The organism is Proteus sp. G2669, from assembly GCF_009915245.1.
GTDB lineage: Bacteria > Pseudomonadota > Gammaproteobacteria > Enterobacterales > Enterobacteriaceae > Proteus.
In genome coordinates, this window is record NZ_JAABLX010000017.1 from 261,372 (window position 1) to 284,051 (window position 22,680).

Sequence of the window (22,680 nt, forward strand, 5' to 3'; positions counted from 1 at the left end):
TTACAGCGATCCTGTGATCAACTGATTTTTTAAGGCGAAGTGGACTAAATCGATGGTTGTTTCACAGTCTAATTTACCCAGTACATTAGCACGATGAACGTGTACAGTTTTATGGCTAAGATTAAGTTGTACAGCAATTGTTTTGACATTAACGCCTTGGACTAAAAGGTTGAAAATTTCTCTTTCACGGGGCGTTAATGTATGCAAAGCATCTTCTTTCTCAGGGGTATGTCGTAATGCTTTCATAGCATCAGAGCAAAGATAACAGCCACCTTGATGTACAGCGCGTACTGCTTGCACTAATTCTTCAGGGCCACAACGCTTTGTTAAATAACCACGAGCACCTGAATCAAGTGCGCTTTGAACAAAGGCTGGGGTATCATAAATACTTAAAATGATCGTGCGAAAATCTGGACGTTTTTGTTTTAAACGGCTCTGTAGTTGTAAACCACTTTCACCCGGCATAGAGAGATCCATGACGGCAACATCAATATCATCATGCGCTAAATAAGGCCATGCTTCTTGCCCATTAGAATACTCACCCACAATGTGAATATCGGGTTCTAGCATGAGGAGTTGTGCAAAACCAGAGCGCACAACAATGTGATCATCTACTAAAGCAACTTTTATCATAATTTTTTATTAGTCAGAGAGTAGTCAGATAATACTTATCTGATTTATAACAAGCTACAGGAAGATAAGCGAGGAAAAACGGAGAAGAAACCCGGTTTTGAATCTTATATCTCGTTTTTCACAAGGTGAATCGTGACAAGCAGATAATAACAATAGGTTGTTTATTGTTCTTGTTTCCCATAAGCAGGGAACCTCTGCCTATGGGAAATGGGTAATATTTTATTAATTAAGCAACTTGAACCGGTACAGCTTTGGCTATGCGCTTCATTTCATTGTTGTCTTCAAAATACGCAATATTGGGTTTATGGCTACGCGCATCACTATCAGGAATTTGCACATAAGAGCAAATAATTAAGCGATCGCCAACGGCGGCTTTACGCGCAGCTGCACCATTGACTGAAATAATTCGTGAGCCTCTTTCCGCACAAATTGCGTAAGTTGAAAAGCGTTCACCATTATCTACGTTATAAATATCAATCGCTTCATTTTCCAGAATACCAGCGGCATCCATAAAATCCTGATCAATCGCGCAAGAGCCTTCATAATGAAGATCGGCTTGTGTCACTTTTACGCGATGAAGTTTGCCTTGTAACATAGTGCGTAGCATTGTTGTGTTTCCTATTTTTCTAATGATGAGTATTAAATAAGATTAACCTGCTGGTTATCAATAAGGCGAGTATTACCTAGCCATACAGCCATTAAAATAACCGCGTGGCGACTTTCTTCCGTTAATGGCGTGAGTGTATCTGCATCACAAATAAAACACTCATCAGCACGAAAACCTTGTTGCTCTAAGGTATTTTTTGCATTTTGAAGTAGCTGATTAACATCATGGTTGCCTGACTTTAATTGTTCAGCAATTTCTTGCATTGCTTGATAAAGTGCAGGGGCTTGCTGTTTTTCTTTGTCAGATAATAGGCGATTACGTGAACTTAGCGCTAACCCATTTTTGTCACGTACAATAGCAACAGGAACGATGCTGATATCCATACATAAATCACTTACCATCTTCTTGATAATTTGCAGTTGTTGGAAATCTTTTTCACCAAACATCGCAATATCAGGTTGTACAAGATTAAAGAGCTTACTAACAACCGTTGTAACACCACGGAAATGACCAGGACGGCTTGCACCCTCCAATACTGTAGAAAGTACAGGCACATCAACCGTTGTTTGGTTTTCCATGCCATGTGGATACATCTCTTTCGCTGAAGGAGCGAAAATAATATCGACATTTTTATCGCGGAGTAATTCGCAATCTTCTTGTAAGGTGCGAGGATAATTTGCTAAGTCCGCTTCTCTATCAAATTGAAGTGGGTTAACAAAAATAGATGTGATAACCACATCTGCATGAAGACGGGCTTCTTCAATTAATTTCAGGTGGCCTTCATGAAGATTACCCATTGTTGGAACCAATGCAATGCGTTTACCTTCTTGCTTTAATCGCTTGATTTCTCTGCGTAAGATAAGCGTAGTTTCAATAATTAGCACGGCGTGACTCCTTTAAACGATGTTTATAAATTGAAATGATAAATCAGTTAAATGAATGTTGTTCTTGTGGAAATAGGCCTTGTTCTACTTGCTGAACATAAAGGCTAACAGCTCCTTTTAGTGAGCCGGCCTCTTGTAAAAAATCTTTTGAGAACTTAGGTGCTTGAGGTGTCAGGCCTAATAAATCATGCATAACAAGAATTTGTCCATCAGTAACATTCCCAGCACCGATACCAATAACTGGCATCGTTAGCGCGTCTGTAATCGCTTTTGCGAGAGCCACTGGAACACATTCTAATACAGTCAGTTGCGCACCAGCCTCTTCAAGGGCGATAGCATCTTGCTTTAATTGCTCTGCCGCATCGCTCTCTCTTCCTTGAACTTTATAGCCACCAAATACGTTAACAGATTGAGGTGTTAATCCTAAATGAACACAGACGGGAACTGCACGTTCTGTCAGCATTTTAACAGTAGGAATTAGCCAACTTCCTCCTTCGATTTTTACCATATTCGCACCTGCTTGCATCAAAATACCAGCAGTAAGGCAAGCTTGTTCTGGGGTTGAATAAGACATAAATGGCATATCAGCAATTAAAAAAGCGTTCGGCGCACCAGCTCTAACACAACGTGTGTGATAAGCGATTTGTTCAACCGTAACCGGTAATGTACTGCTATGGCCTTGTAGCGTCATTCCCAATGAATCACCAATAAGCATGGCCTGAATACCCTCTTGTGCGAAAAGGCGAGCAAAACTTGCATCATAAGCGGTGATCGTAGCGAATTTTTTCTTTTCTTGCTTATAGCGATTTAGTGTTGAAAGCGTTGTGGGTTTCATTATAACAAACTCCATCATTGTTGGTTTTTTGTGTGCAGATAAAATAAAATGCTTCACATAATTATTTGTTTATTAAGAAGATTTTTAAATCATCAATATAAAGCCGCTTTCGATTGTAGCATTTAAGGGCTAAAAACGAAGAAAAAGTAATTAAGTGAGCAATAAAAAAGAACAATTAATAAGATAAAGTTATATATATCAATTGGTTATTGGTAGGGATAAAGCGACAATCACTCAAATAGCGAGGAGGTCATAAAGATGGGGTTATAATACAGTGAATGTGTAGCCGTGAGATAGAGGCTGATACCGTGTTTATTTTTTACAGTATCAACCTTTAGCTTTAATAGAGGATTTACGTGGTATCACCACTTTTCCATGCCATTTTCAGGCACTAAAGCTAATCTATCTGCTAATAACTCACCATCAGGAAAGCGAAGGTCTGGTGCTAATTCAGCTAATGGGTAGAGCATAAATTCACGGACTTTTAGTCCGTAATGAGGCACGGTTAAACGCTCAGTTTGGATCACGTCATCACCAAATAACATGATATCGAGATCTAGCGTTCTAGGGCCCCAGCGGTTACCTTCTTTTCTAACTCGACCTTGTGCTAATTCAATCGCTTGAGTGTTATCAAGCAAGGTTTCTGGCGCCAAAGTTGTATCGACAGCAATGGCAACATTAAGAAAATCTGGTTGATCTTGTGGCCCCATAGGGCGAGTACGATACCAGGAAGATTGAGCAATCAGTGTGGTTTGTGGGATCTCACTGATTGCTTTAATTGCTGAATTTACCTGATCTTCAGGTGAATTCAAATTGCTACCTAAAATGATATAAACACGTTTTGTCTGTTTACTCATTATTGTTCTCTTGTCTTGATGCTGGCTTTGCACTTGGGTGGCGAGGACGCTTACGTGGACGAGGGCGTCTACGAACCGGTGCTTGACCTAATTCTGAGACCATTGAGCGTTGTTGTGTATTGTTAGAGGCTTGGAAATCTGCCCACCAACTCGCTAACGCTTCAAGTTCTGGATTACGTTGTACATTGGCACGTAATTCCAGTAAGTCGAACGCTGCACGGAATTTAGGGTGCTCAAGCAGTTTATTTGCACGACGACCTTGGCGTTTAGGTAAACGTTGCTGTAATTGCCAGATATCACGCATCATGGTGGTAATACGTTTTGGAATTGCAATCGTACGACATTGTTCATCTAAAATATCATTCATCGCCATAGCGAAAGAATCATAGTAAGAAAGACCACTTTCTTGGACTAATTTCTCTGCATGTTCGATTAATGGATACCACAACATTGCCGCAAATAAGAATGCCGGATTAACACGCATATCTTTATTAATACGATAGTCTGTATTTTTGAGAACTTGATCCAGCATTCTCTCCATCGGCGTATCATGTTGTTCTGTCATTTTTGATGCTATTAGCGGGAACAACGGCTCAAGCAACTGATGGCGACACATGAGTTTGTATGTTTTATAGCCTTGCCCTGTTTGTAATAATTTTAGTGACTCTTCAAAAAGGCGAGCCGATGGAATATTACGTAATAAAGGGGCGAGTCTGCTAATTGGCTCTGCGGTTTCAGGCGCAATTTGCATATCCAATTTGCTGGCAAAGCGAATGGCTCTTAACATTCTAACGGGATCTTCGCGATAACGCGTTTCAGGATCGCCAATTAAACGAATAATGCCTGCTTTAAGATCCGCTAAACCGCCAACGTAATCACGTACAGCAAAATCATCAACACCGTAATAAAGGCTGTTTAATGTAAAGTCACGACGAATGGCATCTTCTTCAATGGAGCCAAAAATATTGTCGCGCAGTAACATGCCGCTTTGTGCTTGCTGTGATTGGTTGTTGTCTGAAATTTCATGATCTTCATGAGAGCCACGGAAAGTAGCCACTTCAATCACTTCAGGGCCAAACATGATATGTGCAAGGCGGAAACGACGACCGACTAAACGACTGTTGCGGAATAATCGACGTACATCCTCAGGGGTTGCATTTGTGGCAATATCAAAATCTTTTGGTTTTTTTCCCAGTAATAAGTCACGGACACCACCACCGACTAAATAAGCCTGAAAACCAGAATTATTTAGGCGATAAAGCACTTTTAATGCATTGTCACTGATGTCTTTACGTGAAATTGGGTGTTGATCTCTTGGGATCACTGTCATTGGCAAATCACTCCCGTTCGCCTTTTCTTTATTACTCTTTTTCTTACGGGGACGGTCTGCGGATATAGCAGGACGCCGACGCACAGGTTTCTGTGTTTCTTGTATTGGTCGGTCAGATGCAGTTGTGACTGGCCTTTCACTTGCTACCGGTTGTGTGTCTGATGACGTTGTTTGTCGCCCTAGCAGATTACGGCAGAAATGTGCTACTCGATTAAAAATATGACACCTCGAATAATAAATTCTAATAATTAAAAAAATTAAGCGGCTAATCATAGCCTACTGAACATTTTTTGAGAATGCTTTGTGTGGTTTATTCGTATCCTTGTTGCTGATGATTTTGTTTTAAAATCTCAGAAGGTGACCACTGTGCAGTCGCAATCTCTAACAATGATGCTAACGAATAATCCTGCCAGCCAGCAATAATCGGCTGATTAAGAAATTGTAAAGCATCGATAATGACGGGTCTTGGATCAGTATCTGGCAACGCATGCGCGTGATTTTGCTTCGATAATTTATTACCGTCATGATTTATTGCTAAAGGCAAATGAGCATAACGCGGAATAGGTAAATTCAGTTGTTTATGTAAACTGATTTGTCGCAATGTGGGATCAAGTAGATCAGAACCTCTCACCACTTCGGTCACACCTTGATAACTATCATCAATCACCGTCACTAGATTATACGCAAATAAGTTATTTTTTCTGTGAATAATCATATCTTCTAGTACGATAGATGTACTTTTAGAATAATAAGTACCTTGGATCATATCTTCAAAATGATAAACAGGGTGCTGCTGGATCAATCGCCATGCACTGTTTTTATCAAAAGGTGTATCGCTATTCGCTAATGGAGCGTGGTGACGACAATGATTATCATATACACCACCCAAATCATGTAAACGATGGCGGCTACACTGGCAGTGGTAGCAGACACCTTCTCGCCAAAGTGCAGACAGTATTTCATGATAAGCATCATGGCGTTGTGATTGATAAAGGATATCACCATCCCAAAACAATCCATAACGCTCTAATGTGCGAATAATTAAGGATGCCGTGCCGGGGGGTTCTCTAAGAGGGTCAATATCATCGATGCGAAGGAGCCAACGCCCGTGGTGTGCGCGAGCTTGAAGATAACTACCAAGTGCAGTAACCAATGAGCCAAAATGAAGTTGACCCGTTGGTGATGGCGCAAAACGCCCAATATAGTCTGTAATCTCGTGCATCGAAAGATTCAGATAAACGCCTCAACGTATCAGGTTGAGGCGTTGGCTCATCAATTAGCCAGCCATCTGCTTTTCACGGATTTCAGCTAATGTTTTACAGTCGATACATAAATCGGCGGTAGGGCGAGCTTCTAAACGGCGGATGCCGATTTCAACGCCACAAGATTCACAGAAGCCGAAGTCATCATCTTCAACTTTTTTCAGTGTTTTCTCGATTTTCTTAATGAGTTTACGTTCACGATCACGGTTACGCAGCTCAAGACTGAATTCTTCTTCTTGTGCAGCACGGTCAACGGGATCGGGGAAGTTTGCCGCCTCATCTTGCATATGAGTAACGGTGCGGTTGACTTCATCCCTGAGCTGATTGCGCCAAGATTCAAGTATTAGCTTAAAATGCGCTAATTGGGCTTCGTTCATGTACTCTTCGCCCGCTTTTTCCTGATATGGCTCAACGCCAGCAATAGCGAGAATGCTCATGGACGATGTTTTACGCTTTTGCCCTTCTTGCATAATGCTTCTCCTACATACGCATTTCTGAATAATCCCCACCTTCAAAACAGGAAGGGGAAAAAATAGGGCGCTATAAATAGCAGATGCCCGCGAGGATAGCAATTATTCCTTTAATAAGTTTTCTCATGGTGTGAAGGCACGCAAGTAAATGTCCCTTTTTAGTTAAAAAATGATTAACTAAAGCCATGAAAATCAATTAACCATTTGAAATAAAAGGTAATTGCCGTCCAATTGTTAAATTGTATTCACTAATATTGATGCGATAACACAAGATTTCAACCCCTGCGTCATGCGCTTCTTTTAGCAATGAAGCATAGTCAGGGTCAATCTCTTTAGCAACAGTCACTTCCGTAATGCCAGTATGGGGAACTGCGTAGAATAAGACAGCCCTTAAACCCAATTTTGCGATAGCCGTCAACTCTCGAAGATGTTTCTGGCCGCGTTGAGTTTTTGCATCAGGAAAATAACCCATTCCGTTATCTAACAATGTGACTGACTTCACTTCAATATAGCAGTCAACTTTATGATTTGATTTAAGTAAAATGTCAATACGGCTATTCTCATTCCCATATTTGACTTCTCGTTTTATCTCTTCATATTCAGATAATTCTGGAATATCACCCGCTTCAATGGCATCTGCAACAATACCGTTCGCTCTTAATGTATTTACACAAATCCAATCATCAGTTTGAGTCTGTGTAAGCTCCCAACTGTGGGGGTATTTTCTTTTTGCATTTGAAGATGTGGAATACCAAACCGTATCACCGGGAGTCGCACATCCTGTCATTGCTCCTGTGTTGGCGCAATGAAGCGTGAATTCTTCCCCATTTGGGGTAACAACGTCTGCTAAAAAACGCTTATACCGTTTTAGTAAAGTGGCAGATTGTAGCGGTTGCTCAAATTTCATGACAACTCCGATGAAAATACGATCTTTAATAAAGCGCTAATGCTACAATGCCAAGCCGAGAAAGTTAATGAGTCATGGAGCCTGTGTGCATTTATTGCCAATCTTTGAGGTAACGGAAAATATCGTTACTGCGTTAAAACAATTCCCACAAGTCTTACTTCATGCGCCAACAGGTGCAGGTAAATCAACAGCGCTTCCTCTCTATTTACTTGAGCAAAATTTTTTTGACGGCAAAATAATTTTATTAGAGCCAAGACGAATTGCCGCTAAAAGCATTGCTTATCGTTTAGCAAGTCAGCTTAATGAAGATGTGGGTCATACGATAGGTTATCGTATGAAAGCAGAAAGCAAGGTGAGCCAGCACACTCGACTTGAAGTGGTAACAGAAGGTGTATTAAACCGCATGTTACAGCAAGATCCAGAACTGACAGGCGTAAGCCTTGTGATATTAGATGAGTTTCATGAACGCAGTTTACAGGCTGATTTAGCTCTAGCTCTATTACTCGATGTTCAAATGGGATTACGCGATGATTTGCGTGTTTTGATTATGTCAGCAACCTTAGATAATCAAAAACTCACGACATTATTACCTAAAGCACCAATGATCAGCGCTCAAGGGCGCAGTTACCCAGTCGAAAGAGTTTATTCTCCTATCAATACGCATCAACCTTTTGAACAAGAAATTGCCACCATGGCTTTGCGGTTATTGGCGCAAGAAACTGGCTCCATGTTGATATTCTTGCCGGGTAGCGCAGAGATTATGCGTGTTACTGAAATACTAAAAGATAAAGTGGATAAACATGTGCTGCTATTTCCACTGTATGGGGCGTTGTCATTAGCAGAGCAGCAAAAAGCGATTGAACCTACAGAAAGAGGTTATCGAAAAGTGGTACTTGTGACCAATATCGCAGAAACCAGCTTAACAATTGAAGGTATTCGCCTTGTATTGGATAGTACGATTGAGAAACGCGCTCAGTTTGATTTAAAAAGTGGTGTCACCAGCTTGCTACGCCAGCGAATTAGTCAATCATCACAAACACAAAGAGCAGGGCGTGCGGGTCGCCTTGAAACTGGAATTTGCTGGCATTTAATGAGCCAAGAACAATCACAACGAATTGCCTCTCATCAAGTACCCGAAATTTTAAGTAGCGATTTATCCTCATTATGGCTTTCCGTATTGCAATGGGGATGTCGCGATATTAACCAGTTGAACTGGCTAGATACACCTTCGTCACAAGCATTGAATGCAGCTAAAGATTTATTGTATCGTTTAGGCGCCATTGATAAGTATGATGGATTAACACCGCGTGGTTTGCGCATGGCTCAATGGGGCATAGAGCCTCGACTCGCTGCGATCTTAGATTATGCAAGTGAGCAAAGTGACAATCATCTTGCGACGGCAGCACGCTTATGTGCAATCTTAGAAGAGCCGCCCCGAGGACAAGAAATTAATCTGGAGTGGATTGCTCAACAAAAAAACACCTTCTGGACACGACGTGAAAAACAGCTTTCTCAACACCGGAAAGGGACGTTTTGCCCTGAATTGTTAGGTTTATTATTAGCGGTTGGATTTCCTGATAGGATTGCTAAAAATCGTGATAATAAAGGTCGTTTTCGTTTAGCAAATGGGCAAGGTGCCATGATGGAACATTCGCACTCAATGAGTGATACACCGTGGATCTTAGCACCATTATTACTACAAAATGCGCATTATGCCGATGTGCGTATTTTATTAGCACTACCGATTGATATCGATGAAATATCAACGACCTTTTCTGAACTTATTGAAGAGAATACCACGGTTGAATGGGATGAAAAACGCGGTACGTTAATCACTTGGCAACAACGTCAATTAGGGCGACTAATCTTAAGCCAGCGTCAATTAGACAAACCCAATAAACAACAAATGCAACAAGCATTATTGAATTGGCTGAGAGATAATGGTTTAAATGCTTTGGCACTTAATGAAGAGACTCAACAGCTTTTTATACGGCTTTCTTTAGCGAAAAAATGGTGTCCAGAAGCCTTATTACCTGATTTAGATGGATCTGTATTACTTGAAACTTTAGATACATGGCTATTGCCCGAGTTGGGTGAAATTCAGACATTAAAAGCATTACAACAAATTGATATTAATACAATTATTAAAAACCAATTAACGTGGCATGAAAATCAGTTGCTACAAAGTTTATTTCCAACGCATTATTTAGCGCCAACTGGTACAAAAGTGGCGATCCAATATGATTTAGAGTTACCACCGGTGATCGCTATCCGCATTCAAGAAGTTTATGGTGAGAAACAAAGCCCTATTGTAGCGAATGGCCAGTTACCCGTTGTAATGGAGTTATTATCGCCAGCTCATCGACCTATTCAAAAAACACAAGACTTAGCAACGTTTTGGGTTGGAAGTTATAAAGAGGTGCAAAAAGAGATGAAAGGGCGTTATCCAAAACATTTGTGGCCTGATTCACCCGCGAATACTGCACCTACACGGCGAGTAAAAAAATATAGCCAATAAATAAATGTAAGTTTTACCCTAGTGTTATTTATATTTGAGAGCTTTCTTGTGTGATCACACAGAAAAATAGCGACAATGTTAGGCTTCTTTATCCCGTGATAAAGGGGTTTTAATGAGAGATACAGTTCATGAGTAGAAAGAAAAGACCAGCAAAACAAGCCAAAAGAGGTCGTTTTTGGTTTTGGTTATTTGTCAAAATTGCGGTTGTAGTTGCGGTTTTAATGGGCATTTATGGTGTTTATTTACATTCTCAAATCAAAGAGCGCCTTGATGGCAATGTTTGGGAATTGCCAGCGGCTGTTTACGGACGTACCGTTAACTTAGAACCGGGCATGAATTATAGCCAAAAAGAGATGGTGAGCTTACTTGAAGGCATGCAATATCGTAATGTCAACAAAATCACACGTCCCGGCGAATTTGTAGTAAGAGGCAACACGATTGAGATGTTGCGCCGACCTTTTGATTTCCCTGATGGCCGTGAAGAGCAAATTTTGGCTAAGTTGACTTTTGAGCAAAATTCTCTCGTTAGCATTACAAATATGGGAAATCAGCGTCAGTTTGGTTTTTTCCGTCTCGATCCTAAATTAATTACCATGATGCAATCTGCCAATGGTGAACAACGTTTATTCTTAGCAAGAGATAAATTCCCACAATTATTAGTGGATACATTAATTGCAACAGAAGATCGTCGTTTCTATGAGCATGACGGTATCAGCTTTTATTCTATTGGCCGTGCGGTATTAGCAAACTTTACGGCAGGTAAAGCGGTTCAAGGCGGTAGTACTTTAACGCAACAGCTAGTGAAAAACCTGTTTTTGACTAACGAAAGAACGTTAAAAAGAAAGCTAAATGAAGCCTATATGGCAATTATTATGGATGCGAGTTATAGCAAAGATCGCATTCTTGAGCTGTATCTTAATGAAGTCTTTTTAGGACAAAGTGGTGATGAACAAATTAGAGGTTTTCCTTTAGCTAGCCTCTACTATTTTGGTCGCCCCGTTGATGAATTAAGCCTTGATCAGCAAGCACTTTTAGTGGGTATGGTAAAAGGTGCATCTGCTTATAATCCATGGCGTAATCCAAAGGCAGCATTAGAGCGTCGTAATGTGGTATTAAAACTACTGCAAACCCAAGAAATAATCGACCAAGAGCTTTATAACGTATTAAGTGCACGTCCTTTAGGTGTAAAACCTCGCAGTGAAGCGTTAACACCTCAACCTGCATTTATGCAACTGGTTCGCCAAGAGTTACAAACAACTTTAGGCGATAAAGTAAAAGATTTATCAGGTACAAAAATTTTCACCACATTAGATCCAGTCTCACAAGATGCGGCTGAAAAAGCGGTTGAAGTGGGTGTCGCGGATATCCGTAAAGTTCGTAAAATTGACGATCTTGAAGGGGCGATGGTTGTTGTGGATCGCTTAAGTGGTGAAGTTCGAGCTTTAGTGGGGGGATCTCAACCACAATATGCAGGCTTTAACCGTGCATTATCAGCTCGTCGTTCAATTGGTTCTTTAGCTAAACCTGCTACCTACTTAACGGCATTAAGTGAGCCAGAACGTTTTCGCTTAAATACATGGCTTGCGGATGAACCTATTTCTGTGCCTATTCCAGGAGGCAAACCTTGGCAACCTCGTAACTACGATCGTGGTTATAAAGGCAAATTAATGCTGGTGGATGCGTTAGCAACCTCACGTAATATACCTACAGTAAATCTTGGTTTAGAAGTGGGATTAGACCATGTGATCAAAACATGGATTAACTTGGGAGCACCTGCGGAGAATCTGGAAAAAGTACCAGCGATGCTTCTTGGGGCGTTAAACTTAACACCAATGGAAGTCGCTCAAACTTTCCAAACAATTGGTAGTTTAGGTAACAGAGCAAAAATATCGTCATTACGTTCGGTTATTACTCAAGATGGTACTGTGCTTTACCAAAGTTATCCTCAAGCTGAAACGACGGTTTCGCCTCAAGCGGCTTATATGACGTTATTTGGTATGCAACAAGTGGTTAATTCAGGGACAGCATGGCGCGTATTAAAACCAAAATTTGGTAATTACAACCTTGCAGGTAAAACCGGTACCACTAACGATTTGCGTGATAGCTGGTTTGCGGGAATTGATGGCAAAGAAGTCACCATCGCATGGATGGGGCGTGATAATAATGGCCCAACAAACTTAACGGGTTCAACAGGGGCATTGTTGCTGTATCGTAATTATTTAGAGAATCAAGCACCGCTGAAATTAAATCCACCAGTGCCAGAAGATATCGCAGAGATGTCTGTTGATGCTCAAGGTAACTTTGCTTGTTATGGTGGTGGTGTTCGTACACTACCTGTATGGACAGCAAATCCAGATGGATTGTGTACACCTATTCAGCAAGATACTGATGAAAGTGGCGCACCAAAATGGTTACAAGATCTATTTTCTGAGTAAGTAATCACATAGATTAGCTAAAATAAAAAACGGCACATAAGTGCCGTTTTTTGTTTATTCGCATCTTATTTTTATTAAAAAATGAATCGAATATTAGCCCTTCATCTGAGCAAAAGCATATTCCGCTGCCTCAATAGTGCGTTGAATATCTTCTTTGGTATGAGCAATAGACATAAAGCCAGCTTCAAATGCAGAAGGTGCAAGGTAGATGCGTTTTTCTAGCATTAAATGGAAGAATTGTTTAAAGCGTTCAACATCGCAGTTCATCACATCTTGATAGCAAGTGACTTCTTTTGCATCTGTAAAGAACAGACCAAACATACCGCCCACATGATTGATAACCATTGGGATGCCCGCTTGTTGTGCTTTCTCAAGTAAACCATCAGCCAGCATCGTTGTTAGTTCATTTAATGTTTGATGAACACCCGGTTGTGATACTTCGTGTAAACACGCGAGACCTGCCGCCATCGCAATTGGGTTGCCTGATAAAGTACCTGCTTGATAAACAGGACCAATTGGTGCGAGTTTAGACATCACTTCCATATGTCCACCAAATGCACCCACTGGCATACCGCCACCAATGATTTTACCTAAGCATGTTAAATCAGGATCAACATCGTAATAAGCTTGTGCGCCACCTAATGCCACGCGAAAGCCAGTCATAACTTCATCAATAATCAGCAATGCACCAAACTCATCACATAATGCACGTAAGCCCGGTAAGAAGTCTGCTTTTGGTGGTACGCAGTTCATATTGCCCGCAACAGGCTCAACAATGATACAAGCGACTTCTTCTGGGTAGTTTTCAAATGCTTGGCGTACTGAATTTAAATCGTTGTAAGTACAGGTTAAGGTGTGTTTTACAAAATCAGCGGGTACACCTGGTGAATTTGGTTGTCCCATCGTTAGCGCGCCAGAGCCCGCTTTAACTAATAGGCAATCTGCATGACCATGGTAGCAACCTTCAAATTTAATGATTTTGTCACGACCCGTGTAACCACGAGCAAGGCGAATAGCGCTCATTGTCGCTTCTGTACCTGAGTTCACCATGCGAACCATGTCCATAGAAGGTACCAGTTCAGTGACTAGGTTTGCCATTTCAACTTCAGCAGCCGTTGGTGCGCCAAAGCTTAGACCTTTTTGTACCGCGTCAGTAACAGCATGGCGAATGGAAGGGTGGTTGTGACCTAAAACCATCGGTCCCCATGAGCCGACATAGTCAAGGTAAGCTCGTCCATCAACATCATAAATATACGCACCATTAGCACGTTCAATAAAAAGAGGGGTTCCACCTACACCGTTAAATGCTCTAACAGGTGAGTTGACACCGCCGGGGATCACTTGTTGTGCGAGATTATAAAGCGTTTCAGACTTGCTCATGTCAGACTCCTAATGATGGGTGAGCGTAAGATTAAGGCGTATTCTAAAGCACCACGCAGATGAAGCCAAATACACGACAACAACATTTTGATTTATCACTGTTATTGTGGGTGCGTGATTTATCGTAAAAAGCGATAGGTAGCAAAAAGTGTATTTTGTCCACAACAAACTTGAAGGTTATGAGCAGGTATTAGATAATCATCACATTATATCAGCAAGAAATATAAATTTTTGCTGGCTGTTTTTTTGCTGGAATACCCAGTCTGGAGTGAACAATGAGTGATGATATGGCTCTGCCGTTACAATTTACTGACGCGGCTGCAAATAAAGTAAAAGATTTGATTGCGGATGAAGAAAATCCAAATCTGCGTTTACGTGTTTATATCACGGGTGGCGGTTGTAGCGGATTCCAGTATGGTTTTACCTTTGATGATGCAATGAATGAAGGTGATATGACCATAGAAAAACAAGGCGTTGCCTTAGTGGTTGATCCGATGAGTTTGCAGTATTTAGTGGGCGGCTGTGTGGATTATACTGAGGGATTGGAGGGGTCGCGTTTTATTGTGACGAATCCTAATGCTAAGAGTACGTGTGGTTGCGGTTCCTCTTTCAGTATCTGATCCTTCTTTGGCGTCGTGGCTGTGCAGTAGTGCCACGGCGTTAGAGCAGTGCTCGTAATGCTCACATACTAATGTATGCTCCGCTTACTGTGCGCTGTCTGCCTTGTTGCACTGTTTGCTCGCTCACGACTTTTGTTTGTGAGAGTTTATTGGTTACTCTTTTCTTATCTTCTCTTCTCTTCTCTTCTTTTCGTTATTTATTCTTTCTGAGCTTATTTCATAAAATCACTCTGTGGGTGATATTTTTTCCTCTATTTAAATAGATCTTCTGCGATACGCTAAATTTTAGGTGCGGATTTTTTGACCTTTGAGAATAAAAATCGTAGTTTGCTTATTATTTTGAAAATAGGGCTATTTTTTCCTTATAAATCAACATTGTTACAATCTGAAACAAAATACACATTTTGTTACATATTAAAAATCCATGTACATTAGAACTGACTGGCTTTAGCGAGATTTCGGACATTTACGAAAGGTAATTGTATAAGTAAATACACTTATTTTAAGAAACGAAAGCAGTAAATAACGTGTGAACAATTATTTTACGCTAAGTCACTTATCCTACGAGGATACAACGTCCTTCTTTTCCGTCACCCCCTTTACTTCCCCTTAAAATTACTTAAGCTACTCTAATCAAATCGCGGTGCGCACTGGCTGATTTTTTGAAAAGGACATCAACAATAATAGTTTTGTTGAGAAACAATAACTGATAGTTAATTAAGGACTTGCCATGCCAACTCCATGCTATATCTCCATTGAAGGAAAAACCCAAGGCAATATTACTGCGGGTGCATTTACGGCTGAATCAGTAGGAAATATTTATGTTCAAGGCCACGAAGATGAAATGCTGGTGCAAGCATTCTCTCATGTAGTGACTGTGCCCACTGATCCACAATCAGGTCAGCCTTCAGGTCAACGTGCGCATAAACCTTTCCGTTTTACGGTGGCGTTAAACAAAGCGGTTCCTCTGCTGTATAACGCATTAGCCTCGGGCGAAATGTTGCCAAAAATCACATTAAAATGGTATCGCACCTCGGTTGAAGGGAAGCAAGAGCATTTCTTCACCACCACATTAACTGATGCCACCATCGTGAATATCGATTGCCAAATGCCACACTGCCAAGATCCGACTAAGTCTGACTTCACTCAACTGATCGAAGTGTCTCTTTCTTATCGCAAAATTGATTGGGAACACACCGTTGCAGGGACATCAGGCTCTGACGACTGGCGTGCGCCACTCGAAGGTTAATTCTTCACACTTTATTTATGGGCTCTGTCATGGGCTCATTGTTCTCTGCATTTTTTGTCTTTTTTATTGCGTGTTTGTCACATTTAAATGGGAGCTTTTATGTCAACGAATGACGCTAACAATACCCCTAAACCTCGTTTGGTATTAGATGATCCGGCATCATCTCGCCCTTTTGAAATAGGGATGACATTCTCTGAACAACAAGCTCGCATTAAAAAATACAGCGAATTACTCGACACCCTAGGAAAGGGATTACTTCATACAGGGTTAGTGTTTACTTGCCAAATTGGCGATTTACCTAAAAGCACTTTTCAAGTCACTCAGTTTGATTTAAACGAAGGATTATCAGAGCTTTTCACGCTTTCGATACACGCGGTGAGTGAGCAACGTGATATTGATTTTGCCAACCAATTAGGTGTGGCTTCATCATTAACTGTCAGTCGTGACGGTAAAACAATCCGCACGGTTCAAGGCTTACTGGCGAGTGCTGAACAAGGCAACACCGACGGCGTTAAAACGTGGTATCAATTTGTTATTCGCCCTGAAATGTGGGTGATGACGCTTAATCAAGATAGCCGTATTTTCCAACATAAAACGGTACCTCAAATTCTTCAGCAATTGCTAGATGAAGCCCATATCAAATATGACAACCAGCTCTATCAACCCGAACTGCATCAAACTCGCCGCTATATCACGCAAAAGCGCGAATCCGCTTATGCCTTCTGGTGTCGTTTAGCGTTTGAAGAAGGGATCAATTTTTGGTTTGAAGAAGGGCCAAAACTGTTTTATAGCGACAATCATTTAGGGATGACCGCGGGGATCACGCTGACGTATAACCCACAAGCAGAAACCGATATTACGGATACCACTGCCACCACATGGCGCTATACCGAACGTTTATGCAGTGATGTGCGTATTGACAAAGATTATAACCCAATACGTCCTTCTTACCCGTTATCGCAAAACACAACGGGTGACGTCCATCAACAACACCCTGTTTTTGAAAGCTATGGCCGTTTTCAAGAAGAGGCAGAAGCTCAGCCGCTAAATCAATTGCGCTATGAGCAATCTCAAAATTATCGTCAAACAGGCTCAGCAAGCACTAACTGTTTTGCGTTAATGCCGGGCAAAGTGTTTACCTTAACCAATCACCCAAGTGTGCGTATGAATTCGCGTTGGCAGGTGATCAGTGTTTCGCATCATGGCGTACAGCCCTCTGCGGATAACGGTGGTGGTGAGGGAACTCAACTTTCAAATAATGTCACTTTTATTCCCGGCACGCAGGAATGGCGACCGCCTTTTCATTATAAACCGCTGGCAGATGGTGATGAGTTGGCGACAGTCGTTGGTCCAGAGGGTGAGGAAATTTACACCAATGAACAGGGCGCGGTAAAAGTTTATTTTCATTGGGATAGACGCGGAAAGCCTGATCATAGTGGTTCGTGTTGGTTGCGAGTGGCACAGGGTTGGAATGGTGATGGCTTTGGCTTTATGGCGATCCCCCGTATTGGGCAAGAAGTGATTGTCTCTTATTTAAATGGTGATATTGATAGACCAATTATCACCGGTTGCACCTATAACGGTCGTAATGCTCCCCCACTTGATTTACCCAAAGAAAAAACCCGAACCACCTTTCGTACCAAGACGCATAAAGGCACTGGATTTAATGAACTGCGATTTGAGGATGCAGGCGGACGCGAAGAAGTGTATTTACATGCGCAGAGGGATTTAAATATTCATGTGCAACATGATAGTCATTGGCATACACAGCATAATTTCAAGCACCGTATCGATAACCAACGTTTTACTGAAATTGCCGGTGACGATCACCTTATTATGAAAGGAACACAAAAATCCTTAATTGAAGGTGATGTTTCATTACGAATTAAAGGCGCAAAACATAGCAAAATTGATGATGAATTAATTGTCGAAAGTGGTATGGAAACCAGTTTTAAAAGTGGTGGAAAAATTATTCTTGAAGCCGGAACAGAAATTACCCTAAAAGTAGGAAGTAGTTTTATTCGTCTTACACCAAATGCAATTTTTACTTCTGGTAATTTAGATATCGGCTCTAGTGGCCCAGGTACGGGACAATCTCCAATTATTCAGCTTCCAGATGGCGTTATACCTTTTGAACAACCCCCTTATGCAATTAAGAAGTATTGTGCTTTAACTGCGAACGAAGCAGGTAGTTTATTCATAAAACCACCAAAGGAAGAAGAATAATGACATCCTTAACATGGACACAGTGGGTGAGTAATATTTCAAAGGGAGATATATATTTCTTTATTAATACATCACCTACATCTGATTCTATTAAACGGTTTTATAGTCATAATTGGGTAGATGAAGCTATTCCTTTATATCGAGGTACTGGACTTGATCATTTAACGGAAATAAGTCCTTGGTTAATTAAAATTAAATCAATATCCCTTTATCATTTAGCAAAAGAGTTAGATGAATGCCCATTAGAAGATAAATACTGGGGATGGGCATATCACAGTCACTTAAATTGGAAAGAACAAATTAAGCATTGGCAATATTATCAAATGGTTACAGTAGATAATGAGTTGGTGCATTTAAGGATCTTTGATCCTCGTATTGCTGAAATATTCTTACCTAACCTAAAAAAAGAAGATTGGCTATCATTAATGTATCCCATTAATGATATCTTTATTCCAGTTAATAAAGAGAGCTTATTTTTTGAATGTCCTAACGATATATTAAAAAGCAAAAAACACGATTTCCCATTAAAATACATACTTCCTTTCTATTTACTAGAGGCTTGGCGTAATTCACTATATGCAACTAATTTAGTTGTTGAGAACCTTATTCTTGATTTTTGGGAGGAAAATGGTGATCTCGCTTATTCACTTTTTTCGAGAGAGAATAATATAAGGGACATTATCTACAAATGGGTTTCTAATGAGAAGTATAAAAAATACAGACATCGCTTATTTGACTGATAAAAATTTATTAAATCATTTATTAAATATAAAATTAATTAACAAGGAAGAACTATAAATGACGGATAAAACGGATTGTATTGCCTGTGGGGAAAAATGGATTGAAATTCATCTTGTGGATGAGCTTAATAACCCCATATTGAATATCGAATATGAATTATATCAGGCTTTTGGTCCGATGAAAAAACCAAGAAAAGGAATAGTAAAAGCGAATGGGATCATTAGGGAAGAGGGATTGGCTGGTTTCCCTATTATCTTAAAGTTAGATACTCAAGCTTTAATAAAGGAAATGAGCACACGAAAATTAAGGCTACTTAGAGGAGAAAATAATTCCATTATTAAAGCGGAAGCAGAGGCAAAAAAATATACTTACCGCTATACAACAATTGGTGCTTTATGCAGAGATCAAATTGATATTGATAATAAAGGGTATCAGGATGAATATCCTTTTTATCATTTTCCTAAAGATGAAGCTTTTCAAGGGATCCCGATTTCTAAGTTTAATACCACAACAGTAATTGAAATTTGCCCATTTAGGGCTTGGTCTTTGATTCTTCATCATACTGAACAATATTCTATGATTAATGCTTATAATTTAGGAATTTTAAGCCAACTTTCCTATAAAGATAATAATATTGGTAATGCTAACTCAATAAGTTGTTTTTTTGAACGACAATGCTTGGATTTAAGTCGTTATCCTGTCGTCAGGGAGAAAGAAATTAATGCTCAATACCCCGCTATTGTTATCGATGTGCCTTTTGAAGAACGTTATGACAAAGTGGTTTTTTTAGATACTGAAGATAAAATAAAGCATGGTTCTAAAGCCGAAGGAAGTACCCAACTGTTTTATGTTCAAAATAAAGAACAATTCATTGTTGCTTGGAGAGGATCTCAGGAGGGAACTGATTGGGTTGATGATTTTACCTATCGAGCGAAAGATATTAAAACCCACGCTCCAGAATTTAATCTAAATGGCAAAATGCATAAAGGTTTTTTAGACGCTTATCAATTAGGGAAAAATTTCTTTCCTAGTGATTTTGATGAAATGAAGAAAAAATCAAAAGGAAAAAGATTATTTATCTGTGGTCACAGTTTAGGGGGAGCATTAGCTTTAGCTCATGCCACTGAATTACATAAAAATACACCGTTACTTTATACTTATGGTGCTCCTAGATTATTTACGATTTCTGCGCTTGAGCAGTTACCTAAGTTTACTCATTATCGCCATATTAATAATAACGATATTGTGCCTAGGGTACCACCAGAGGCAAGTCTAGATAATTGGTTATTTAATATCTATGGGTATTTGGGCAATATCATAGGTGGTATTACATCAATTATTGATTTATTGGGACAGAAAGCTATCACTCAATATGGAGAATATTATTTACATCATGGTAATCCCATTCTTTTTTATGAAGCATATAACTTAATTGAAAATTATGAAGAAAAGGTACCTACTGCTACAAATACATGGCGATTCAGTTATTCTAAAAATAATAGTACCAAGCTTTATATTGTTCCTGAGATAGATAAATTGGCACTGAATGACTCAATGAATCTACAACAAGAATTTATGAGTAACTTAAATGAAAATGATAAAAATAATCTTTTCCCTGAACAAAAAAATCCAGAAAGTAATGGTGGAACCAGTGTAACAGATCATTATATGGGAAGAGGTTATTTACCTTTCTTGCATGATCAACTTTTAGAATTAGTAGATAGTGCTAAAACACCACAACGTTTACAATCACGAGAATTATTTAAAATTGCTTTAGATAAAAAGGTTGATATTATCAATCCTAACCCTTATAAAAAGCGAACTTTAGAAATAGATAGGCAGCGTAATTTATATTTTTTAGATTTACAACAAAGTATGAATAATTCTCTTATTCCAATGCAATCAAATCCTAAAGAAATGGATATGCTAATGCAATTTAAGGAACAAACACATGAAATATTTAATCAATAAATATCCTATTTTTATCTTTGGCGTTGCAGTACTATTTTTAACTAGTTGTAATATATTAACACCCCAAATAGACAGGACATTCTCCCCTCCTGAAAATGGTAGAACAGTAAAAATTACCGTCGACGTACCCGATGTTGCGGAACTTTCACCGATGAAGGTTATGTACCGTTCAAATCTTTGCCGAAAAACATATAATAATAATGAAGTGCCTACATATACTGTTTCTGGTTTTAATAGTGAGATAGTTTTGTTAGGAAAAGAAGGTAATAGCTCATTATATAGTGCAGAAATCCCTTATAGAGGAGGTGGGAAATGTGATTGGCAATTAAGTAATGTCACGTTAAGAATGGCATTAAAACATAATGATAATTTTTATAAAGATATTAACAAGATAGTAGGAAGTGGTGTTATTATCATTTTTGATAATAATCAACCTCAACGAATAGGAAAGAAACCTGTTAATAAAAAAGGTGATTTTGATATTATATCTGATTATTTTCCTTGGATTGATACACCTTTTAAAAATGATAAGAACATTAGCTTATGGTTATATGGCGAAGAGCTTTATCTTTATTATAAATCTCGCGATGCTCAGAAAATCACCTGGAAACCCATCATTCATAGCGATATAGTCGTTTACTCTGAATACCCAGCAGAGCGTAGAACTGAAGGCATAAGTACAATATATTCTTATCCAGATGGCACAAAAAAATCAAATAGAGATGGAAAGCCAGATTATAAAAAATTACTTTCCTTAATTAAAGAATAATTTTTAAAATTAAAAATAGAAAAAATATGTAGCATAATTCAAGGACGAAAAATTATATTAAAAAATGATACCAACAATACAAAAGGAACCGTATTAAGCGGTTCTTTATTAGCAAAGCAAACACATGAAATTGCCTGTTTAGGTGATGAAGTCTATTGCCCTGCTTGTCAGCAAAAAGGCAAAATAATAGAAGGGGATACTATGATGAAAATAAACAATATCCCTGTCGCGTTAGAAGGACATAAAGTGCAATGCAGTTGTTTAAAGGGTTGTGTATTAGTAGCTATTGAGTAATTAATCATTTTTATGGAAAGATAATGGCAAGTTTATTTAGTGGTACAAATAATCCTCATAAAATAGAAATGAATTTTTTTAAGAGAGATAATGATAATTATAATTCCAATATTAAGTTAAAAGACTTTGATTTTTTAAATGAATTGAATGAAGATGAATGTGAAATTGATTCTCCTAATAGAAATATTATCAAGAATATGGCTATTCCCATTTTTATTGTACTTTTTTTTAGTTTTATTTACTTATTACATGATAAATGTGAACGAATTTATTATGGAACAATAAGATTTGAAGAAAGTGTGAAAATATATGAGAAAGATTATGATAAAGAATATTCTGTAGTTAGCAATAGTTGGAAAGAAATATATGATGCATACAAGCCATATTTTAACCAAAAAGTCACTTATTGGGATTACCTAAAAGCATATTATTCTGGTGATTTTTATCAAGGAACAAAAAATGCTATTTATCAAGAGTTTGCGTTATTTTCTATGCCATTAATTGGAATGATATTAATGGGGCTAATTATTTTTTATATGCCTTGGGTGGTATTAAAAGTAGATAGAAAACGGCAAATTCTTTATGTCTGGAATTCCAGACAGTTATTAGTGACACGTTATTGTGATGCTGAATTTGGTTATGCAGGTACATTAATGTTCTTAAAACTTTATTGTCTTGATAAAAAAACAGGA

20 protein-coding genes are annotated in these 22,680 nt (G+C 39.1%); 10 read left to right on the forward strand and 10 right to left on the reverse strand.

Annotation, left to right across the window (positions count from 1 at the left end; translation table 11 throughout):
* The 9 genes from GWI68_RS04760 to sfsA all read right to left on the reverse strand — a co-directional run bounded on the left by GWI68_RS04760 (position 1) and on the right by sfsA (position 7,785).
* The gene (locus tag GWI68_RS04760) at positions 1 to 633 is read right to left on the reverse strand and encodes a response regulator transcription factor (RefSeq protein ID WP_166539533.1); all 633 of its coding nucleotides are present in this window, start codon (positions 631 to 633) and stop codon (positions 1 to 3) included.
* A 226-nt stretch (positions 634 to 859) separates the two neighbouring features.
* Complete coding sequence (panD, locus tag GWI68_RS04765) at positions 860 to 1,240, reverse strand: aspartate 1-decarboxylase (RefSeq protein WP_036932765.1); 381 nt, start codon at positions 1,238 to 1,240, stop codon at positions 860 to 862.
* 32 nt (positions 1,241 to 1,272) lie between these two features.
* Positions 1,273 to 2,124 (reverse strand): pantoate--beta-alanine ligase, encoded by an 852-nt coding sequence (panC, locus tag GWI68_RS04770; RefSeq protein ID WP_166539534.1) that lies wholly within the window; start codon positions 2,122 to 2,124, stop codon positions 1,273 to 1,275.
* Between the two features lie 43 nt (positions 2,125 to 2,167).
* Positions 2,168 to 2,959: a 3-methyl-2-oxobutanoate hydroxymethyltransferase gene (gene panB / locus GWI68_RS04775; RefSeq protein WP_109407924.1), complete on the reverse strand. Its 792-nt coding sequence runs from the start codon at positions 2,957 to 2,959 to the stop codon at positions 2,168 to 2,170.
* A gap of 362 nt (positions 2,960 to 3,321) precedes the next feature.
* Positions 3,322 to 3,816: a 2-amino-4-hydroxy-6-hydroxymethyldihydropteridine diphosphokinase gene (folK, locus tag GWI68_RS04780; protein ID WP_166539535.1), complete on the reverse strand. Its 495-nt coding sequence runs from the start codon at positions 3,814 to 3,816 to the stop codon at positions 3,322 to 3,324.
* Positions 3,809 to 5,419, reverse strand: a complete 1,611-nt coding sequence (gene pcnB / locus GWI68_RS04785) for a polynucleotide adenylyltransferase PcnB (protein WP_166539536.1) — start codon at positions 5,417 to 5,419, stop codon at positions 3,809 to 3,811. Before pcnB ends, folK begins: the two co-directional genes overlap by 8 nt.
* Before the next feature lie 37 nt (positions 5,420 to 5,456).
* Positions 5,457 to 6,368 (reverse strand): tRNA glutamyl-Q(34) synthetase GluQRS, encoded by a 912-nt coding sequence (gluQRS, locus tag GWI68_RS04790; protein ID WP_109407922.1) that lies wholly within the window; start codon positions 6,366 to 6,368, stop codon positions 5,457 to 5,459.
* A 54-nt stretch (positions 6,369 to 6,422) separates the two neighbouring features.
* Positions 6,423 to 6,878, reverse strand: coding sequence for an RNA polymerase-binding protein DksA (gene dksA, locus GWI68_RS04795; protein ID WP_023580786.1), 456 nt, complete (start codon positions 6,876 to 6,878; stop codon positions 6,423 to 6,425).
* Between the two features lie 196 nt (positions 6,879 to 7,074).
* Positions 7,075 to 7,785 carry a DNA/RNA nuclease SfsA gene (gene sfsA / locus GWI68_RS04800; RefSeq protein ID WP_166539537.1) on the reverse strand — a complete coding sequence of 237 codons (711 nt, stop codon included), beginning with the start codon at positions 7,783 to 7,785 and terminating at the stop codon, positions 7,075 to 7,077.
* A gap of 85 nt (positions 7,786 to 7,870) precedes the next feature.
* Here sfsA and hrpB point away from each other — a divergent pair, with 85 nt between their 5' ends.
* Together hrpB and mrcB are read left to right on the forward strand one after the other, a co-directional pair.
* On the forward strand, positions 7,871 to 10,303 hold the full coding sequence (gene hrpB / locus GWI68_RS04805) for an ATP-dependent helicase HrpB (protein ID WP_166539538.1): 2,433 nt from the start codon (positions 7,871 to 7,873) through the stop codon (positions 10,301 to 10,303).
* Positions 10,304 to 10,431: 128 nt separating this feature from the next.
* Positions 10,432 to 12,738, forward strand: coding sequence for a bifunctional glycosyl transferase/transpeptidase (gene mrcB, locus GWI68_RS04810; protein ID WP_166539539.1), 2,307 nt, complete (start codon positions 10,432 to 10,434; stop codon positions 12,736 to 12,738).
* 93 nt (positions 12,739 to 12,831) lie between these two features.
* Here mrcB and hemL read toward each other — a convergent pair whose 3' ends face one another.
* The gene (hemL, locus tag GWI68_RS04815; protein WP_166539540.1) at positions 12,832 to 14,118 is read right to left on the reverse strand and encodes a glutamate-1-semialdehyde 2,1-aminomutase; all 1,287 of its coding nucleotides are present in this window, start codon (positions 14,116 to 14,118) and stop codon (positions 12,832 to 12,834) included.
* Between the two features lie 275 nt (positions 14,119 to 14,393).
* Here hemL and erpA point away from each other — a divergent pair, with 275 nt between their 5' ends.
* The 8 genes from erpA to GWI68_RS04855 all read left to right on the forward strand — a co-directional run.
* Entirely contained in the window at positions 14,394 to 14,738 is a 345-nt protein-coding gene (gene erpA / locus GWI68_RS04820) for an iron-sulfur cluster insertion protein ErpA (protein WP_006534944.1), read from the forward strand.
* Positions 14,739 to 15,468: 730 nt separating this feature from the next.
* A complete protein-coding gene (locus GWI68_RS04825; RefSeq protein WP_036933014.1) occupies positions 15,469 to 15,987 on the forward strand; it encodes an Hcp family type VI secretion system effector in 519 nt (172 codons plus the stop codon).
* Between the two features lie 99 nt (positions 15,988 to 16,086).
* Entirely contained in the window at positions 16,087 to 18,213 is a 2,127-nt protein-coding gene (tssI, locus tag GWI68_RS04830) for a type VI secretion system tip protein TssI/VgrG (protein ID WP_166539541.1), read from the forward strand.
* Positions 18,213 to 18,953 (forward strand): DUF4123 domain-containing protein, encoded by a 741-nt coding sequence (locus GWI68_RS04835; protein ID WP_166539542.1) that lies wholly within the window; start codon positions 18,213 to 18,215, stop codon positions 18,951 to 18,953. Before tssI ends, GWI68_RS04835 begins: the two co-directional genes overlap by 1 nt.
* 58 nt (positions 18,954 to 19,011) lie before the next feature.
* Positions 19,012 to 20,925 (forward strand): lipase family protein, encoded by a 1,914-nt coding sequence (locus GWI68_RS04840; protein ID WP_166539543.1) that lies wholly within the window; start codon positions 19,012 to 19,014, stop codon positions 20,923 to 20,925.
* The gene (locus tag GWI68_RS04845) at positions 20,906 to 21,694 is read left to right on the forward strand and encodes a hypothetical protein (RefSeq protein WP_166539544.1); all 789 of its coding nucleotides are present in this window, start codon (positions 20,906 to 20,908) and stop codon (positions 21,692 to 21,694) included. The genes GWI68_RS04840 and GWI68_RS04845 overlap by 20 nt, the downstream gene beginning before the upstream one ends.
* A 24-nt stretch (positions 21,695 to 21,718) precedes the next feature.
* Positions 21,719 to 21,988, forward strand: coding sequence for a PAAR domain-containing protein (locus GWI68_RS04850; RefSeq protein ID WP_166539551.1), 270 nt, complete (start codon positions 21,719 to 21,721; stop codon positions 21,986 to 21,988).
* 23 nt (positions 21,989 to 22,011) lie between these two features.
* A partial coding sequence (locus tag GWI68_RS04855; RefSeq protein ID WP_166539545.1) for a hypothetical protein occupies positions 22,012 to 22,680 on the forward strand: 669 nt, incomplete at its 3' end.

Bases quoted from the DNA above. Each gene is read 5' to 3' on its own strand.
- GWI68_RS04760 (WP_166539533.1), bottom strand. From the start codon at position 633: ATGATAAAAGTTGCTTTAGTAGATGATCACATTGTTGTGCGCTCTGGT.
- panD (WP_036932765.1), bottom strand. From the start codon at position 1,240: ATGCTACGCACTATGTTACAAGGCAAACTTCATCGCGTAAAAGTGACA.
- panB (WP_109407924.1), bottom strand. From the start codon at position 2,959: ATGAAACCCACAACGCTTTCAACACTAAATCGCTATAAGCAAGAAAAG.
- folK (WP_166539535.1), bottom strand. From the start codon at position 3,816: ATGAGTAAACAGACAAAACGTGTTTATATCATTTTAGGTAGCAATTTG.
- pcnB (WP_166539536.1), bottom strand. From the start codon at position 5,419: ATGATTAGCCGCTTAATTTTTTTAATTATTAGAATTTATTATTCGAGG.
- gluQRS (WP_109407922.1), bottom strand. From the start codon at position 6,368: ATGCACGAGATTACAGACTATATTGGGCGTTTTGCGCCATCACCAACG.
- dksA (WP_023580786.1), bottom strand. From the start codon at position 6,878: ATGCAAGAAGGGCAAAAGCGTAAAACATCGTCCATGAGCATTCTCGCT.
- sfsA (WP_166539537.1), bottom strand. From the start codon at position 7,785: ATGAAATTTGAGCAACCGCTACAATCTGCCACTTTACTAAAACGGTAT.
- mrcB (WP_166539539.1), top strand. From the start codon at position 10,432: ATGAGTAGAAAGAAAAGACCAGCAAAACAAGCCAAAAGAGGTCGTTTT.
- hemL (WP_166539540.1), bottom strand. From the start codon at position 14,118: ATGAGCAAGTCTGAAACGCTTTATAATCTCGCACAACAAGTGATCCCC.
- erpA (WP_006534944.1), top strand. From the start codon at position 14,394: ATGAGTGATGATATGGCTCTGCCGTTACAATTTACTGACGCGGCTGCA.
- GWI68_RS04825 (WP_036933014.1), top strand. From the start codon at position 15,469: ATGCCAACTCCATGCTATATCTCCATTGAAGGAAAAACCCAAGGCAAT.
- tssI (WP_166539541.1), top strand. From the start codon at position 16,087: ATGTCAACGAATGACGCTAACAATACCCCTAAACCTCGTTTGGTATTA.
- GWI68_RS04835 (WP_166539542.1), top strand. From the start codon at position 18,213: ATGACATCCTTAACATGGACACAGTGGGTGAGTAATATTTCAAAGGGA.
- GWI68_RS04840 (WP_166539543.1), top strand. From the start codon at position 19,012: ATGACGGATAAAACGGATTGTATTGCCTGTGGGGAAAAATGGATTGAA.
- GWI68_RS04845 (WP_166539544.1), top strand. From the start codon at position 20,906: ATGAAATATTTAATCAATAAATATCCTATTTTTATCTTTGGCGTTGCA.